16 protein-coding genes are annotated in these 16,081 nt (G+C 61.0%); 7 read left to right on the top strand and 9 right to left on the bottom strand.

Annotation, left to right across the window (positions count from 1 at the left end; genetic code table 11):
• Positions 1 to 76: 76 nt before the first annotated feature.
• Together ACU8HS_RS10425 and ACU8HS_RS10430 are read right to left on the bottom strand one after the other, a co-directional pair.
• Positions 77 to 718: a LysE family translocator gene (locus ACU8HS_RS10425; protein WP_112704808.1), complete on the bottom strand. Its 642-nt coding sequence runs from the start codon at positions 716 to 718 to the stop codon at positions 77 to 79.
• 85 nt (positions 719 to 803) lie between these two features.
• Positions 804 to 1,655: an SDR family NAD(P)-dependent oxidoreductase gene (locus ACU8HS_RS10430; protein WP_112704809.1), complete on the bottom strand. Its 852-nt coding sequence runs from the start codon at positions 1,653 to 1,655 to the stop codon at positions 804 to 806.
• A 198-nt stretch (positions 1,656 to 1,853) separates the two neighbouring features.
• On the opposite strand from ACU8HS_RS10430, the gene ACU8HS_RS10435 reads away from it, so the two are divergent.
• Together ACU8HS_RS10435 and ACU8HS_RS10440 are read left to right on the top strand one after the other, a co-directional pair.
• Positions 1,854 to 3,077 (top strand): argininosuccinate synthase, encoded by a 1,224-nt coding sequence (locus ACU8HS_RS10435; protein ID WP_112572933.1) that lies wholly within the window; start codon positions 1,854 to 1,856, stop codon positions 3,075 to 3,077.
• 142 nt (positions 3,078 to 3,219) lie between these two features.
• Positions 3,220 to 3,861 carry a LysE family translocator gene (locus ACU8HS_RS10440; protein WP_112704810.1) on the top strand — a complete coding sequence of 214 codons (642 nt, stop codon included), beginning with the start codon at positions 3,220 to 3,222 and terminating at the stop codon, positions 3,859 to 3,861.
• Here ACU8HS_RS10440 and ACU8HS_RS10445 read toward each other — a convergent pair whose 3' ends face one another.
• Complete coding sequence (locus ACU8HS_RS10445; protein WP_112572897.1) at positions 3,862 to 4,308, bottom strand: hypothetical protein; 447 nt, start codon at positions 4,306 to 4,308, stop codon at positions 3,862 to 3,864.
• A gap of 205 nt (positions 4,309 to 4,513) precedes the next feature.
• Here ACU8HS_RS10445 and ACU8HS_RS10450 point away from each other — a divergent pair, with 205 nt between their 5' ends.
• From ACU8HS_RS10450 to ppa, 4 genes are all read left to right on the top strand, one after another.
• Entirely contained in the window at positions 4,514 to 6,601 is a 2,088-nt protein-coding gene (locus tag ACU8HS_RS10450) for a M3 family metallopeptidase (protein ID WP_447015847.1), read from the top strand.
• Between the two features lie 159 nt (positions 6,602 to 6,760).
• Positions 6,761 to 8,581, top strand: a complete 1,821-nt coding sequence (gene typA / locus ACU8HS_RS10455) for a translational GTPase TypA (RefSeq protein WP_112572893.1) — start codon at positions 6,761 to 6,763, stop codon at positions 8,579 to 8,581.
• 201 nt (positions 8,582 to 8,782) lie between these two features.
• A complete protein-coding gene (locus tag ACU8HS_RS10460) occupies positions 8,783 to 9,289 on the top strand; it encodes a GNAT family N-acetyltransferase (protein ID WP_112572891.1) in 507 nt (168 codons plus the stop codon).
• Between the two features lie 148 nt (positions 9,290 to 9,437).
• Complete coding sequence (ppa, locus tag ACU8HS_RS10465; RefSeq protein ID WP_112572889.1) at positions 9,438 to 9,974, top strand: inorganic diphosphatase; 537 nt, start codon at positions 9,438 to 9,440, stop codon at positions 9,972 to 9,974.
• A 3-nt stretch (positions 9,975 to 9,977) separates the two neighbouring features.
• Here ppa and ACU8HS_RS10470 read toward each other — a convergent pair whose 3' ends face one another.
• Together ACU8HS_RS10470 and ACU8HS_RS10475 are read right to left on the bottom strand one after the other, a co-directional pair.
• The gene (locus tag ACU8HS_RS10470; protein ID WP_113413258.1) at positions 9,978 to 10,289 is read right to left on the bottom strand and encodes a DUF167 domain-containing protein; all 312 of its coding nucleotides are present in this window, start codon (positions 10,287 to 10,289) and stop codon (positions 9,978 to 9,980) included.
• A complete protein-coding gene (locus ACU8HS_RS10475) occupies positions 10,286 to 10,576 on the bottom strand; it encodes a YggT family protein (protein ID WP_112572932.1) in 291 nt (96 codons plus the stop codon). Before ACU8HS_RS10475 ends, ACU8HS_RS10470 begins: the two co-directional genes overlap by 4 nt.
• A 139-nt stretch (positions 10,577 to 10,715) precedes the next feature.
• On the opposite strand from ACU8HS_RS10475, the gene ACU8HS_RS10480 reads away from it, so the two are divergent.
• Positions 10,716 to 11,960, top strand: a complete 1,245-nt coding sequence (locus ACU8HS_RS10480) for an MFS transporter (RefSeq protein ID WP_112572886.1) — start codon at positions 10,716 to 10,718, stop codon at positions 11,958 to 11,960.
• On the opposite strand, the gene ACU8HS_RS10485 is transcribed toward ACU8HS_RS10480, so the two are convergent.
• The 4 genes from ACU8HS_RS10485 to ACU8HS_RS10500 are packed head-to-tail and all read right to left on the bottom strand — an operon-like array spanning position 11,941 to position 16,059.
• Positions 11,941 to 12,684, bottom strand: a complete 744-nt coding sequence (locus ACU8HS_RS10485; protein ID WP_113413259.1) for a glutamine amidotransferase — start codon at positions 12,682 to 12,684, stop codon at positions 11,941 to 11,943. The two genes, ACU8HS_RS10480 and ACU8HS_RS10485, sit on opposite strands and share 20 nt — an antisense overlap.
• Entirely contained in the window at positions 12,674 to 13,159 is a 486-nt protein-coding gene (locus ACU8HS_RS10490; RefSeq protein WP_112572882.1) for a tellurite resistance TerB family protein, read from the bottom strand. The genes ACU8HS_RS10485 and ACU8HS_RS10490 overlap by 11 nt, the downstream gene beginning before the upstream one ends.
• Positions 13,160 to 13,177: 18 nt before the next feature.
• On the bottom strand, positions 13,178 to 14,785 hold the full coding sequence (locus ACU8HS_RS10495; RefSeq protein WP_447015848.1) for a heme biosynthesis HemY N-terminal domain-containing protein: 1,608 nt from the start codon (positions 14,783 to 14,785) through the stop codon (positions 13,178 to 13,180).
• A gap of 2 nt (positions 14,786 to 14,787) precedes the next feature.
• Entirely contained in the window at positions 14,788 to 16,059 is a 1,272-nt protein-coding gene (locus ACU8HS_RS10500; protein WP_447015849.1) for a mitofilin family membrane protein, read from the bottom strand.
• Between the last annotated feature and the right edge of the window lie 22 nt (positions 16,060 to 16,081).

The raw sequence follows: 16,081 nt of genomic DNA on the forward strand, positions 1-16,081 counted from the left end.
TTCGGATCGCCACGCGCTTCAGGTCTTCGTTTCACCCATGTCGTGCAGAACCGCCGCGCACTTCTGCGCGACATGCCTAGCGTGCCTGGGTAAGCAGGATCTTGGCGGCGAAGACCGAAAAGACGCCGGCAAACGTATAATCCATGCCGCGCAGCACCTTCCTGTTGTTCTGCAGCCAGCTCGACAGCCAGTCGGCCGCCATGACGACGGCTGCGTTAACCGGCATGCCGATGACGATGAAGCAGAAGCCGAGGAACAGCAGCTTGTGAGTGACGGCGGGATCGTTAGCGCTGACGAACTGCGGCAGAAAGGTCATGAAGAAGATGATGACCTTCGGGTTCAGGAGGTTGACCCAGAAGCCCGAGGAAATGTTCGACAGGATCGTGCCCTTCGGGCCTTCCACCTTGGCGACGGTCAGCTTCGAGCCGTAGCGGATCGCCTGCACGGCCAGCCAGAAAAGATAGGCCGCACCACCGGTTTTCAGGATGAGGAAGGCGGTCGGCGAGGCGGTGATCAGCGCAGAGATGCCGAACGCGACCAGCATCGTGTGCACGACGATACCAAGGCTGGTGCCGAGGACGACGAAGAGGGCCGCCTTCTTGCCCTGCGCCAGGGCACGGCTGATCGACAGCGTCATGTCGGGGCCGGGAGTTGCCGCCAGCAGCAGCGTGGCGGCGGCGAAGGCGACAAGCGTCGGAAAGCTCGGCAGGAAATCCATGGTCTACTCTGAAAGCCGGAAAAGATCTGACGATGTCTTACCCGGCTTTCAGAAAATTACCAATCAAACCTTCTGATGGCGCCGATTACTTCTGTTCGAGGAAGGCCTTGAACTTGTCGGCATAATCCTTGTGCCAGCGCGACAGGGGCGGGCGGTTCTCGATGATATCGCCGATTGCCCAGGCCATGCGGCGCTCGTCCACGGGACGGGCGACGTCGTTGTCCGGGCAGAGGATGTAGAAATCGCCGCGCTCCAGGCTTTCGACCATGAAGTCGACGGTCTGTTCCGGCGTCCAGGCGCCGGCAGGCTTTTCGAGGCGGTCGCCCTTGGTGAGGCCGGTGAAGACGAAGCCGGGAATCAGCAGATGCGCCGATATCTGCGAGCGATCGGTGTTGCGCAACTCGTGTTCGAGCGCTTCGGTGAAGACCTTCACGCCGGCCTTGGAGACGTTGTAGGCGGGGTTTCCGGGCGGCGTCGTGATACCCTGTTTGGAACCGGTATTGATGATGAGGCCGGGTTCGCCATGAGCGATCATGCCGGGGCCGAAAACTCTGGTGCCGTTGATGACGCCGAGGAGATTGACGGCGAAGATATTGTCCCAGTTGGCCTGGGCGCTGAAGATCGAGGTTTCTGGGCCGATACCGGCGTTGTTCATCAGCACATGCACGCGGCCGAAGCGCTGGATGACGGCGCGCTCAAGTGCCTCGATCTGTTCTTTCTGGGAGACGTCGGTTTCAACGGCCATCACATGTTCCTGACCGGCGATCGCCTCCAGCTCGGTGCGGGCATCTGCCAGCCTGTTGCCGCCGAGATCGGCAATGACAACGCTCATGCCGGCCCTGGCAAAGTATTTTGCGGCGGCAAGGCCAATGCCGGAAGCGCCCCCGGTGATGACGGCAACATTGGATTTCTTGAAAATGGCTTGAATATTCGTCACGGGACTGGCCTCTCCTCTCAGCATTGTTCGGACGATGCCGAATATGGGCTGCCGTTTGCCACTGTCAAACCCTATCGGCCCTTATCGGCCCGGTTGCTGTCCTCGTTGCCCTTGCGTCACGCGCCAATCTCGCTAAAAGTGCCGCGATACCGGGCCTTGCGGGTTTGCCGCGGCCTCTATGCAACGGATCTCATCATCATGGCATCATACAAAGACGTGAAGAAAGTCGTGCTCGCCTATTCGGGCGGCCTCGATACCTCGATCATCCTGAAGTGGCTGCAGACCGAGCTCGGCGCTGAAGTCGTCACCTTCACGGCCGATCTCGGCCAGGGCGAAGAGCTGGAGCCGGCGCGCAAGAAGGCCGAGATGCTCGGCATCAAGGAGATCTATATCGAGGACGTGCGCGAAGAATTCGTGCGCGATTTCGTCTTCCCGATGTTCCGTGCCAATGCCGTCTACGAGGGCGTCTATCTGCTCGGTACCTCGATCGCCCGCCCGCTGATTTCCAAGCACCTCATCGACATCGCCAAGAAAACCGGCGCCGATGCGATCGCGCACGGCGCGACCGGCAAGGGTAACGACCAGGTTCGTTTCGAGCTTTCGGCCTATGCGCTGAACCCCGATATCAAGATCATTGCGCCGTGGCGCGACTGGGCCTTCAAGAGCCGTACCGAACTGCTCGAATTTGCCGAGAAGCACCAGATCCCGGTTGCCAAGGACAAGAAGGGCGAGGCTCCCTTCTCGGTCGATGCCAACCTGCTGCACTCCTCTTCCGAGGGCAAGGTTCTGGAAGATCCGGCGCAGGAAGCGCCTGAATACGTGCATATGCGCACGATCTCGCCGGAAGCTGCGCCCGACAAGGCGACCATCATCAAGGTCGGTTTCCGCAAGGGCGATGCCGTCTCCATCAATGGCGTCGAAATGTCTCCGGCCACGCTGCTCGCGACGCTCAACAATTACGGCCGCGACAACGGCATCGGCCGCCTCGACCTCGTTGAAAACCGCTTTGTCGGCATGAAGTCGCGCGGCGTCTATGAAACCCCCGGCGGCACGATCCTGCTGGCGGCGCACCGCGCCATCGAGTCGATCACGCTCGACCGCGGCGCTGCCCACCTCAAGGACGAGCTGATGCCGCGTTATGCCGAACTGATCTATTACGGCTTCTGGTTCTCGCCCGAACGCGAAATGCTGCAGGCCCTCATCGACAAGAGCCAGGAGCATGTCGAAGGCGAAGTGACGCTGAAGCTCTACAAGGGCAATGTCATGGTCATCGGCCGCGAGAGCGAAAAGTCGCTCTATTCCGACAAGCTTGTTACCTTCGAAGATGACCAGGGCGCTTACGACCAGAAGGATGCCGCCGGCTTCATCAAGCTCAACGCGTTGCGGCTGCGCACGCTCGGCAAGCGTAACCTGAAGAAGTAAGCCTCCTCGGATTGATCCATAAAGGCCCGCCGGTCTGAACTGCCGCGCGGGCTTTTTCTTGCCGTTTGATGCGCTGCCGACGCGCGGCTTGACGCGGCAGGTGCATTGCATAAGCTGGACCTGTCATCACTGGAGCCTCTCCATGCCGCTTTCCCTGCTTCTCGGCGCCTTTCTGGCGGCGCTTTTCTATGTGCTCATCCCCGGTCCGGCCTTCCTGCAGCTTCTCGGCATCGGCGCCGGACAGGGTCGCAAGGCGGGCGCTTTCTTCATGATGGGGCATCTCGTCGGCGATCTCGTCTGGTCCGGACTGGCGCTGGTTGCGATTGTCGGGGCCAAGACGATCGGTACCTTCGTCTTCGACCTGCTTGGGCTCGCCTGCGGTTTCTACCTCGCCTGGATCGGCTGGAGCGCCGTCAACGCCAGGCCGAAAGCCGAAGGGCAGGCGCTGCTGGTCGTGGAGCGGCCGTTTCGGCGCGGGCTGATTTTCGGCGTCACCAATCCGAAGGGTTATCCGGTGGCGCTTGCCACTTTCACCGCGCTGGTCGCGGGTTCGGCAAGCGCGCTCGATTTTGAAGCCCTGCCGATGTTGCTCAGCATTTCCTTCGTGGGCTTCGTCACCGCTGACGTCATCCTGATCGGCATCATCGGCGCCGGCGTCGTTCGCCGTTTCTACCGCGCCCATGAACGGCTGATCGTACGCTGCTCGGGGGTGCTCTTCATGGGCTTCGCCGTGCAGGCGCTGTGGCACGCCGCACCCGGCCTGCTCGGCTGGCGCAAAGCCTGATCAGGCCTCGCTGGCAAGGAAGCCGACGACCGATTTCAACGTCTGAACCTCATTCGGGTCGCCGATCGACATGGCGATCTGAAGCTGGTTCTTGTAGTAGTCCAGGAAATTGAAGCTCGTGCCGTCCGTAACATTGGAGAGATCGATGACATTGCCGCGCGGATCGATCGCGTGCATGGGCAGGGGCTCGGATATCGCTGCAAAAGTATTCTGATCGATCAGGCCGTTGTCAAAGCTCTGGCGCGCATAGCTGCGCAATTCACCCGCGCTGACGGCTGTGAAATCGATCGTCTTGCGGCTGTCGAAATCTTCGATCTGAAATGAGCCCTGAGCGACAGTCTGTTTGGGCTCGATGGTAATATCAGCGGTCTTCGAACTTTTTGCGTTATTGTTTGTATTATTTTTGAATAGCAAACTCTGAGAAGACCGCAGGGAAAAAATTTCCATGCGCATGTCCTCTTACTTGAAGATTAAGGGGAAACTAGCGTCTTGGGCTGATTCGCGTCAATCGTTAACGATTGGTTAATTTTTATGTATCAATTCTTGCCCACAAGATTTAGCGGGGCGAGCAAAAGTCCAAGCCAACCACATATCAATTCTGTGGCGACCTTCCTATATTACCGATCCACTTGCCGGCATAAAGGACTCTCATATGTCTTCTCCCACTCCATTTAATCAGGCACTTGTCAACTGGAATGGCCTTCACGGCCTGCCGCGTTTCGATGCGGTCGCCGATAGCGATTTTGCCGCCGCCTTTGAAGCTGCCCTTGCCTCGCACGAACGGGAGATCGACGAGATCGCCGGCAACGGGCAAGAGCCGACATTCGAGAATACCATCGTTGCGCTCGAAATTGCGGGAGACGAGCTGTCCCGTGTTTCGGCGCTCTTCTGGAACCGGGCGGGCGCTCACACCAACGAGGTCATTCAGGCGCTGGAGCGGGACATCTCGCCGAAGATGTCGCGGCACTATTCGAAGATCGGCATGAATGCCGATCTCTTCAAGCGCATCGACGCGCTCTGGGAGGCGCGCGAAACGCTTGGCCTGACACTGGAGCAGACGCGCGTGCTGGAGCGGCACTGGAAAGGTTTCGTCAGATCGGGCGCAAAGCTGCCGAAGGCGGAGCAGGAGAAGCTTGCGGCGATCAATGAAAAGCTTGCCGGCCTCAGCACCAGCTTCGGGCAGAATGTGCTTGCCGACGAAAAGGGCTGGTCGCTGATCCTCTCCGCAGAAGAGGAGCTTGCCGGCATTCCCGATTTCCTGCGCGACGCCATGGCAGCGGCCGCCTGCGAACGCGGCGAGGACGGCAAATATGCGGTGACGCTCTCACGCTCGATCATCGAGCCCTTCCTGACTTTCTCCGAACGCCGGGATCTTCGCGAGCAGGCTTTCAAGGCCTGGGTGGCGCGCGGTGAAAATGCCGGGGCTACCGATAACCGCGGCATTATCCGTGAAACGCTTGCCCTGCGCGACGAAGTGGCAAAGCTCCTCGGATACGGCAATTTCGCAGAGCTGAAGCTCGACAACACGATGGCAAAGACGCCCGAGGCCGTGAACGACCTGTTGCGCGCGGTCTGGGCCAGGGCGGTGAAGCGCGCCCGTGAGGAGGAAGCCGATATTGCCGGATTGATTGCCGCCGAGGGCAAGAACCATGAGGTCATGCCTTGGGACTGGCGCCACTATGCGGAGAAGATCCGGGCACAGCGGTTCAGTTTCTCCGAAGCGGAGCTCAAGCCCTATCTGCAGCTCGAAAAGATTATCGCCGCCTGCTTTGACGTTGCCGGCCGGCTGTTCGGCATTCGCGCCGTCGAGAAGAAAGGCATCGCCGCCTATCACCCGGATGTGCGGGTCTTCGAGATCCGTGACCGGGACGACAAGCTGGTCGCGCTTTTCCTTGGCGATTATTTCGCCCGCAGTTCGAAGCGTTCCGGCGCCTGGATGAGCGCCTTCCAGTCGCAGCACAAGCTCGCGCTGAAGAACGGCCATCATGGCGAGTTGCCGATCATCTACAATGTCTGCAATTTCGCCAAACCCGCCGAAGGCAAGCCGGCGTTGCTTTCGCTCGACGATGCGCGCACGCTGTTCCACGAGTTCGGCCATGCGCTGCACGGCATGCTCTCCAACGTCACCTATCCCTCGGTGTCGGGAACGGCCGTCTCTCGCGATTTCGTGGAACTGCCCTCGCAGCTTTACGAACACTGGCTGACGGTTCCCGATATCCTGAAGGAATATGCGGTGCATTTCGAGACCGGGGCGCCGATGCCGCAGGCGCTGCTCGACAAGGTGCTGGCCGCCCGCACCTTCAATTCCGGCTTCAACACGGTGGAGTTCACCTCCTCGGCGCTGGTCGACATGGCCTTCCACACGCGTAATACGGTGGACGATCCGATGGCCGTCCAGGCCGAGGTTCTCTCCGAAATCGGCATGCCGAAATCGATCGTCATGCGCCATGCCACGCCGCACTTCCAGCATATCTTCTCCGGCGGTTATTCGGCCGGCTACTATTCCTACATGTGGTCGGAAGTGCTCGATGCCGATGCCTTCGCCGCCTTCGAGGAAACCGGTGACGCCTTCAATGGGGAAATGGCAAGGAAGCTTCGAGAGAATATCTATTCGACCGGCGGTTCCATCGATCCTGAAGACGCCTACAAGGCGTTCCGCGGCAAGCTGCCGAGCCCGGATGCGATGCTGGTCAAGAAGGGGCTTGCGACCTTCGAGGAATTGACAGGCAGCGACGCTTAAGACAGTTTGATGACATGGAGCCAAGCGGCATGGTGGACGCCATGCCGCAGCTTTCGCGTGCCACCCCCTTTCGCAAACGCGAAAAAAACGGTAAGAGCGCGCCAAACGTAAATGGCGCGTCCACTTGGCGTAGCGCCCCAGCCTCAGAGATTATGACATATGGCACTTCGCAACATCGCGATCATCGCGCACGTTGACCATGGCAAAACCACCCTCGTCGACGAGCTTCTGAAACAGTCCGGTTCGTTCCGCGAGAACCAGCGCGTCATGGAACGCGTCATGGACTCCAACGACATCGAAAAAGAGCGCGGCATCACCATTCTCGCCAAGGCGACCTCGATCGAGTGGAAAGACACGCGCATCAACATCGTCGACACGCCCGGCCACGCCGACTTCGGCGGTGAAGTCGAGCGCATCCTCTCGATGGTGGATGGCGCAATCGTTCTCGTCGACGCTGCCGAAGGCCCGATGCCGCAGACCAAGTTCGTCGTCGGCAAGGCGCTGAAGGTCGGCCTGCGCCCGATCGTTGCGATCAACAAGATCGACCGTCCGGATGCACGCGCCGAAGAAGTCGTCAACGAAGTCTTCGACCTCTTTGCCGCGCTCGACGCAACCGACGAACAGCTCGACTTTCCGATCCTTTACGGCTCCGGCCGTGCCGGCTGGATGAATTTCGACCCGGCAGGCCCGACCGATGAAGGTCTGGCACCGCTGCTCGACCTCGTCGTCAAGCACGTTCCGGCGCCGACGGTCGAAGAAGGTCCGTTCCGCATGATCGGCACGATCCTGGAAGCCAACAACTTCCTCGGCCGCATCATCACGGGCCGTATCGCCTCCGGCTCGATCAAGCCGAACCAGGCCGTCAAGGTTCTCGGCCAGGACGGCAAGCTGATCGAACAGGGCCGTATCTCCAAGATCCTCGCCTTCCGCGGTATCGAGCGTCAGCCGATCGAAGAAGCCCATGCGGGCGACATCGTCGCGATCGCCGGCCTCTCCAAGGGTACGGTCGCCGACACGTTCTGCGATCCCTCCGTTGCCGAAGCCATGAAGGCGCAGCCGATCGATCCGCCGACCGTCACCATGTCCTTCATCGTCAACGACTCGCCGCTTGCCGGCACGGAAGGCGACAAGGTCACGAGCCGCGTCATCCGCGACCGTCTCATGAAGGAAGCCGAAGGCAACGTCGCCCTGAAGATCGAGGAAAGCGCCGACAAGGACTCGTTCTTCGTTTCCGGCCGCGGCGAACTTCAGCTGGCGGTTCTGATCGAAAACATGCGCCGCGAAGGCTTCGAGCTTGCCGTTTCGCGTCCGCGCGTCGTCATGCACAAGGACGAGGCCGGCCAGCTGCTGGAGCCGATCGAAGAAGTCCTGATCGACGTTGACGAAGAACATTCCGGTGTCGTCGTCCAGAAGATGTCGGAGCGCAAGGCCGAGATGGTCGAGCTTCGTCCGTCGGGCGGCAACCGTGTCCGTCTCGTCTTCTACGCGCCGACCCGCGGCCTCATCGGCTACCAGTCGGAACTGCTGACCGATACGCGCGGCACGGCGATCATGAACCGTCTGTTCCACAGCTACCAGCCCTACAAGGGCGAGATCGGCGGCCGTGTGAACGGCGTGCTGCTCGCCAACGAAGCCGGCGAAGCCGTCGCCTATGCCCTGTTCAACCTGGAGGACCGCGGCCCGATGATCATCGACGCCGGCGAGAAGGTCTATATGGGCATGATCATCGGCATCCATTCGCGCGACAACGACCTCGAGGTCAACGTGCTGAAGGGCAAGAAGCTCACCAACATCCGCGCTGCCGGCAAGGATGAAGCCGTGAAGCTGACACCGCCGATCCGCATGACGCTCGAGCGCGCGCTCTCCTGGATCCAGGAGGACGAGCTGGTGGAAGTGACGCCGAAGTCCATCCGCCTGCGCAAGATGTATCTCGACGCCAACGACCGCAAGCGCTTCGAAAAGTCGAAGGCCGCCCTCTAAGCGTCCCTCGTCATATCCTTCGAAAACCCCGGCCTTTGCGCCGGGGTTTTTTATTGTGCGCTGCGTCGATTCCGGCTTGTGACAATCGTTAAAAAAGCGTTAAAATTTGCCTGTCGTCCACATATCAAGTCTGTGGGCAATCGATCACCATGCGCTCGCCGCATATGGTTAATTGCCTCCGGCAGGACCAGAGTAAGCGTTATGAAGACGTTGTCGATCGATGTCCGGCGGGCTGAACCGCACGATGCCCGAGCCATTTCGGAAGCTCACCGGCTTTCCTGGCAGCATACTTATGCGGGTATCATTCCGCATCGCGCTCTGACCCAGATGATCGAGCGGCGCGGGGAGAACTGGTGGCGCAAAGCCACGCGCGGCCCGGCGACGCTGCTCGTTCTGGACGTGGCGGGAACCGTTGCCGGTTATGCCACCCTCGGCCTCAATCGCGCACGCGCATTGCCTCAGGAAGGCGAAATCTACGAGCTTTATCTGCGCCCGGAATATCAGGGCATTGGCCTCGGCAAGTTGCTTTTCGGTGAGGCCCGCAGGCTGTTGAAGTCCCTCGGCTGCAATGGCCTGGTCGTCTGGTGCCTGGAAGAAAACGAAAATGCCGCCAGCTTTTATCGCGACCATGGCGGAATCGATTTCTGCGAAGGCATGGAAAATTTCGACCATAAGCAGATCAAAAAGATCGGCTTCATCTGGAACTGATTGCGGACGGCGCGGTCACCACATCTTCCATTAGAAAATATAAATATTATAGCCCCTCGCATATTAAGCATTGCTTGCGAGGTATGTTGCGTTGCGTCATGAAACCGATTAACTGGCTTCGAGCAATTCAACCTCCCGGGAGTTTCCTATGCGCATCGACGCCGTTTCAATCGGTAAGAATCCACCTGAAGACGTCAACGTTATCGTCGAGGTTCCGGTCGGCGGTCATCCGATCAAGTATGAAATGGACAAGGAAGCCGGCACGCTGGTCGTTGACCGTTTCCTCTACACGCCGATGACCTATCCGGGCAACTACGGCTTCGTTCCGCACACGCTTTCCGAAGACGGCGACCCGATCGACGTTCTCATCGCCAGCACCCGTCCGCTGGTCCCGGGCTGTGTGATCAACGTCCGCCCGATCGGCGTTCTGAAGATGGAAGACAATTCCGGCAAGGACGAGAAGATCATTGCCGTTCCCTCGCCGAAGCTGACGCTGCGCTACGAGAAGGTCAAGGATTACACCGACCTTCCGGAAATCACGCTGAAGCAGATCGAACACTTCTTCGAGCACTACAAGGATCTGGAACCCGGCAAGTGGGTGAAGATCTACGGCTGGGGCGATTCCAAGGAAGCCGGCGCGCTCATCCTGGAAGCGATCGAGCGGGCCAAGAAGGAAAAAGCCTGATCTTCAGGCTGAGAGTGCTTCGAGCTTTCTGATCAAATCCTCCGGGTCGCCATCGATCCGGAGGATTTTTTTACGCGACGTGTCGCCGGAGATGAGCTCGACGGAGGATTTGGCGATGCCGAGCGACTTGGCGATGAGCGCAATGAGCGCCTTATTGGCTTTTCCCTTTTCCGGAGCGGCGGTTACGCGCGCCTTTAGCAGCATTCCGCCTTCGCCATCGGATTCGATACCGTCGATGGCATCCCGCCCGCCGTTCGGCGTCAGCCGGACGGCGAGGCGGATATGATCGTCAAATTTCTTCCAGGGCGGGCTCAAACGACCAGCGGATAGATTGTCGTCCAGAGGAAGGAGCGCAGGAAGAAGATGATCAGCAACAGGATGATCGGCGAGATGTCGATGCCGCCGAGATTGGGCAGCAGGCGACGGATCGGGCGCAGTACAGGTTCGGTGACATTATAGAGGAACGTCCCGACCTGATTGACGAACTGGTTGCTGGAATTGATGACGTTGAATGCATAGAGCCAGGAGAAGATAGCGCTGGCGATCAAGATCCAGGTGTAAATTTGCAAAGCCAAATCAATGGTTTGAAACAGCGCAATCATCGTCGTCTCCAATTCGTTGTTGACAGACATGTAGACATTGGCGACTAAACGAGCAAGTGCCGTGTGGAAGCCCACGGTGAATCATGTTTAACGGCCGCTTTTGCATGGCTTTTGGCGCCCGTTTCCTCGGAAAAGCTTCATGTCGCTTTCGTCCTCCGGAGATCGTTTTGCCGCGTTCCGGCATCCGTCCTACACCCGCTTTTTCTTCGCGCGGTTCCTGCTTTCCTTCTCGCAGCAGATCGTCAGCGTTGCGGTGGGCTGGCAAATGTATGACCAGACGGGGAGCGCCATCTATCTCGGCCTGATCGGGCTCGTGCAGTTCCTGCCGTCGCTGGTGCTGATCCTTGTCACCGGTTCGGTGGCCGATCGGCACAATCGGCGCGCCATCGCTTCGATCTGCTCGCTCGTCAGTGCGCTCTGCACGCTGGCGCTCCTGGGGATGACGATCACTGGCAGCTTTTCACCGATCCCCGTCTTCGTCGTGCTCTTGATCTTCGGTGTCGAACGCGCCTTCATGACGCCGGCGGTGCAGTCGCTTGCGCCGAACCTGGTGCCGGAAAAGGATCTCTCCAACGCGATCGCCTGGAATTCGTCGTCCTGGCAACTGGCGGCGATCACCGGCCCCGTGCTCGGCGGCCTGCTCTACGGCGTCAGCGCTTCGACGGCTTATTGGGTTGCCGTCATCTTCTCCGCGCTCGGCGCGATCCTGCTCTCTATGATCCCCAAGCCGCCGCAGAAGACGACGGGTGAGGCCAAGAGCTGGGACATGATCCTCGGCGGCTTCCGTTATATCAGGGAGGAGAAGGTGGTGCTTGGCGCCATCTCGCTCGATCTCTTCGCCGTCCTGCTGGGCGGCGCGACCGCATTGATGCCGATCTTTGCGCGCGATATCCTGACGCTCGGTCCCTGGGGCCTCGGCCTGCTGCGCTCGGCGCCGGGTGTCGGTGCCATCATCATGGCGATCTTCCTTGCAGCCTATCCGCTCAAGCACAAAGCCGGCCTATATATGTTCATCGGCGTGGCGACATTCGGCCTGGGTACGATCGTGTTCGGGCTGTCGACCAATACCGAGGTTTCCATCGCGGCACTCGCCATCATGGGCGCTGCAGATATGATTTCCGTTTATGTCCGCGAGAGCCTGATTGCGCTCTGGACACCGGATCATCTGCGGGGACGCGTCAATGCCGTCAATACGGTCTTCGTCGGCGCGTCTAACGAGCTTGGTGAATTCCGGGCGGGTACCATGGCCTCGGTCTTTGGCGCCGTCCCGGCCGTCATCATCGGCGGCATCGGCACGCTTGCCGTGGCCGCCATCTGGGCAAGCAGTTTTCCCAAGCTCAGGAAGATCGATACTCTCGACGCGCCTATACGAGAAGCGGCGTAGCCGCTGCCGTCCTGCCCTCGAAGACGATATCCAGGAAATCGTCGAGCCAGGCCTTCAGCGGCGCATCGAACAGCATGCGGCCTTCAAGGTGTTCGCGTCCCTGTTGCGCGTTCGGCAGGATGAAGCGGTGGGCGCCGTGGACGACCCAGCGGTGCATCATTGCCCGCGTCAGCTCCGCGTGGAATTGCAGACCCCAGGCATTGCCATTGTAGCGGAAAGCCTGATTGGGATAGGCGTCGCCGGATGCCAGCAGCTCGGCGCCATGCGGCAGCTCGAAACCTTCCCGGTGGAAGTGGTAGACCATTTTCGGCCAGCGCATCAAAAGCCGGCCCTTCTCGGTGGAATGCAGCGGATACCAGCCGATTTCGGTCGATCCGTCACGATTGGCCGCGACCTTGCTGCCGAGCTGGCGCGCCAGCATCTGTGCGCCGAGGCAGATGCCGAGATAGGGACGGTTTTCCGTGAGCGGCACCTCCAGCCAGTCGATCTCGGCCTTGACGAATTCATCGGGATCGTTGGCGCTCATCGGGCCGCCGAAAATCACCGCGCCGGCATGGTCGTCGAGCGTGGAGGGCAGGCTGTCGCCGAGGACCGGTCGGCGGATATCGAGATCGTAGCCTTTCTGGACGAGAAGCTGGCCAACACGACCGGGGCTGGAGCGCTCCTGATGAAGAATGATGAGAATGGGGCGCCTGTCGCCCCTTACGATCCTGTCAGTCGGCATCGTCCTGCACCACCTGTGCATCCGTGACCCGCGCGGCAGCCTCCTGCCGCTTCTGGATACGCTCGCGCGAGGAAACGCCCAGGAGATCGGCGATCCGCCAGATCACGTGATCTTCCATTTCGCTGCGCTCGCCATCGGCATAGACGATATCCCAGAGAATGCCGATCAGTTCCAGCCGCTGTTCGGTATCGAGATGTCTCTTCAGATCGGACGTGAAACGGAAATAGTCGACCGCCGTGCTTTCGGCTTCCAGTCCGGCGGCCATCAAGGCGTCGAGCTGTTTGCCGTCGAGCGCATATTGCTCCTTGAGCAGCTTGCGCAGCCGTTTCTTCTCGCTGTCCTTGATCTGGCCGTCGGCCTCCATGACCTGCATGCAGAGCGCGGCGACCGCGATACGCGGGTCATCGGGGGCAAAGCCTGATTTCGGACGGTCTGCGGTCAGATTCTGGAAGAATGCCTGAAAGCGTTCGAACATACGGATTTTCGTTCCAATTCAGAAGAGGCGGAGCCGCGTCCTGGGTTCCGGTTCCATCTTGGGGTCGCGGACGCCAGGGTCGTCCGGCAGGCCGCCAAAGAAAGGTTTCGGTTCGGGCGCGGCGGGAGCCGGCCGAGAGGTGGACGGTTCGGAAGCCTTTGCCGATGCCGGCGTCGGTGCTGCGGGGCGAACGGCTTCGGCGATCGTCGCGGCCCGTTCGAGCTCGATGATGCGGTGGTCGTTGACCACGCTTTCCGGGCGGGTTTCACGCAGCGGCGGCAAGGTCTTCAGTGCCGTCTCGATCGAAACGGCCGACCCTTCCTCGACGGGGCCTTCGAGCTGGCCGAAAGGTGCCCTCCATTCGAATGCGTCGAGGCGACCGGTCACTGGCGAAACCGGCAGCCATTTGTCGGAAACAAAACCATCGGCAACCCAGGCCGGATCGCGCGGTGCCTTCAGCGCCTGCGCCAGCCAGTGGCGCACGCGGCCCTGATCGCCGGTTTCGGCTTCCTCGATATCGGCAAGCAGAAGGAAAGCGGCTTCGCGCGGTTCGATGCGGGCAGCGGCCTCTGCCTTGGCGCGGGCCTTGGCGAATTCCTGTGCGTCGAGCGCGGCTTGGGCAACAACGAGAAGGGCGTCGACATTGTTCGGCCGCATGCCTTCCAGCCGCTCGGCGCGCTTCAGTCGATCGAGCGTGGAATCACCGCTGCGGGCGCGGACATAGATGCGGCCGATCTCCGGATGCGGTCCGGCCTTCCACGCCTGCTCGAGGATGGAGGCTGCCTTGCGGATGCCGCCTTCGCGAAACAGCGCCTTTGCAGCGATAAGGGCGGCGGGTACGAAATCCGCGGACAGTTTCAGCGCTTGCAAGGCATCATCACGGGCGCCGGCGGGATTGCTTTCCAACTGGTCATCGGCGCGTGCAGTCAATAGCACCGCATGGAGACGGTTTGCCTCGGCCTTTTCGATCACCTTGGCAGCCTTCTGCTGTTCCAGCAGGCGGATGGCATCGTCCCAGCGGCCGGACTGGCTGCGATATTCGAGCGTCGCCTGCGCGGCCCAAGGCAGATAGGGCGCATTGTCGGCGGCCTTTTCCGCATATTGGCGGGCGGCCTCGTTGGCGCCGAGGCGCTTGGCTTCAAGATAGAGGCCGCGCAGCCCGAGCTCCCGGGTCTCCGGGTCGTTGGCCATGGCCTCGAACTTGGAGCGCGCCTCGTCGTGGCGGCCTTCGATAAGGGCGGCCTGCGCCTCCAGGAGATTGATCAGCGGCTCCTGATCGGCGCGGATGAGGCCGCGCGAGCGGGCCGCCATCTTGCGGGCGAGCAGCGCATTGCCGGCGCCGGCGGCAATGAGGCCGGTCGACAGGGCCTGATAGCCGCGATCACGTTTGCGGGCGCGGAAATAGCGCGTCACGGAATGCGGCGAGGTCCAGATCAGTCGAACGAGCCACCAGGCCACCATGACGGCTGCGACCAGCGCAATGATGGCGCTTGCCGCGACGATCAGCTTGGTCTGATAGATCTGGCCCTCCCAGATCAGCGACAGATCGCCGGGGCGATCGGCAAGCCAGGAGAAGCCATAGGCGAGAATGAGGACGAGGAGCGCAAAGACAACCAGGCGGACCATGCTCATCCTTCCTTGCCGGTGCCGGAAACGGCCTTGGAGAGTGCGCCGCCGACGAGATCCTCGACGCGGATGCGGGCCTCGAGCGATTGTTTGAAGGCCGCGGACGCCTGTTTGGCGGCGGTGGGCAGGCTGTTCCATTCGGTGGCTGCACCGGGCAGATCGCCGTTCTTCACCTTGTCCTCCATGCGCGCTGCAATCGCCTCCACGCTTTCACCTTCGACATTGCCGACGGGGCGGACCGACACCAGGGATTTGGCGCTCGACATCAACCGGTCCGACCAGCTCTGGTTGGGATCGGGCTGGTTGACGGATTCGACGATGGCAGTGGCGACATCGGGCACCTGGCGGATCAGCTCGGCGCGCGAGGGCACGCCGGTTTCGGCAAAGCCGCGCAGATCGGTCGCGGCCGGATCATCCGGTGCGACGCCGGCGAACGTATCGAGTTCGGCGATGAAGGGACCGCCGCGGTCGATTGCGGCCTTGAGGGCCGCGGCTGCGATGGCGCGGGCGACCGCAACATCCTCGCGTGGCTCGTTCAGCTTCTTTTCGGCTTCGGCAAGACGGCTGGAAATATCGGCACCGCTGGAGGCCTGCTGCTCGGTGGTCTGCGCAAGGCTCGTCTTCAACTGGTCGATCTGAGCGGTTAGATCTGCAATCTTCCGGTTGAGTGCTTCGACATCGGCCGAGCCGGGCGATGCCCCGGGCACCGATGCCGGAGGGGCCGTTTCGAGGGCCGCGATACGCCTTTCGAGGGCGCTGTTATCGGCAGCCGGCGGATTGGCGGCAAGGCTTGCGACGGATTGCTTGAGGCCCTCGATCTCGCCGGAAAGATCGGCCATCTCGGCCGCGTTGTCCGGCCGGGTGGAGGAGCCCGGCAGATAACCGGCATATTGAATGGCGCCGGCGCCAACCAGCGCGACGAGGCCGCCGAAGATGCCCGCGGCGATCAGGCCTGATGTCACCGCGCCCCTTTGTGGCGCAAGCGACTGCGCCGCTTCCGATGGTGGCGGCTCCTTGGACGCGGGCTCTTCCTGCGCGCCTGCCGCTCGCTCGCTCTCATGTTCCGACAGTGGTTCCCCCTGGGCTTGCGCGGTGGTTACGGCTTCGTCGGCAGGGGCACTTTCGGCTGCTTGCGGGGCTTCGTCGGCAGGTGTCCCAGGATCGTTCGCCGAGGCGAAGTCCTGCGCGTCCAGGTCGATCGTGACCGGTTCGTCGGAGCTCTTCGAGTGGCGTGGCGGATTTCCCGATACCATGAGGTCCTCATTATCCTGCATTGCAACGAAACTAGACAGGGAT

It is taken from the genome of Rhizobium sp. KDH_Rht_773_N (assembly GCF_052946295.1).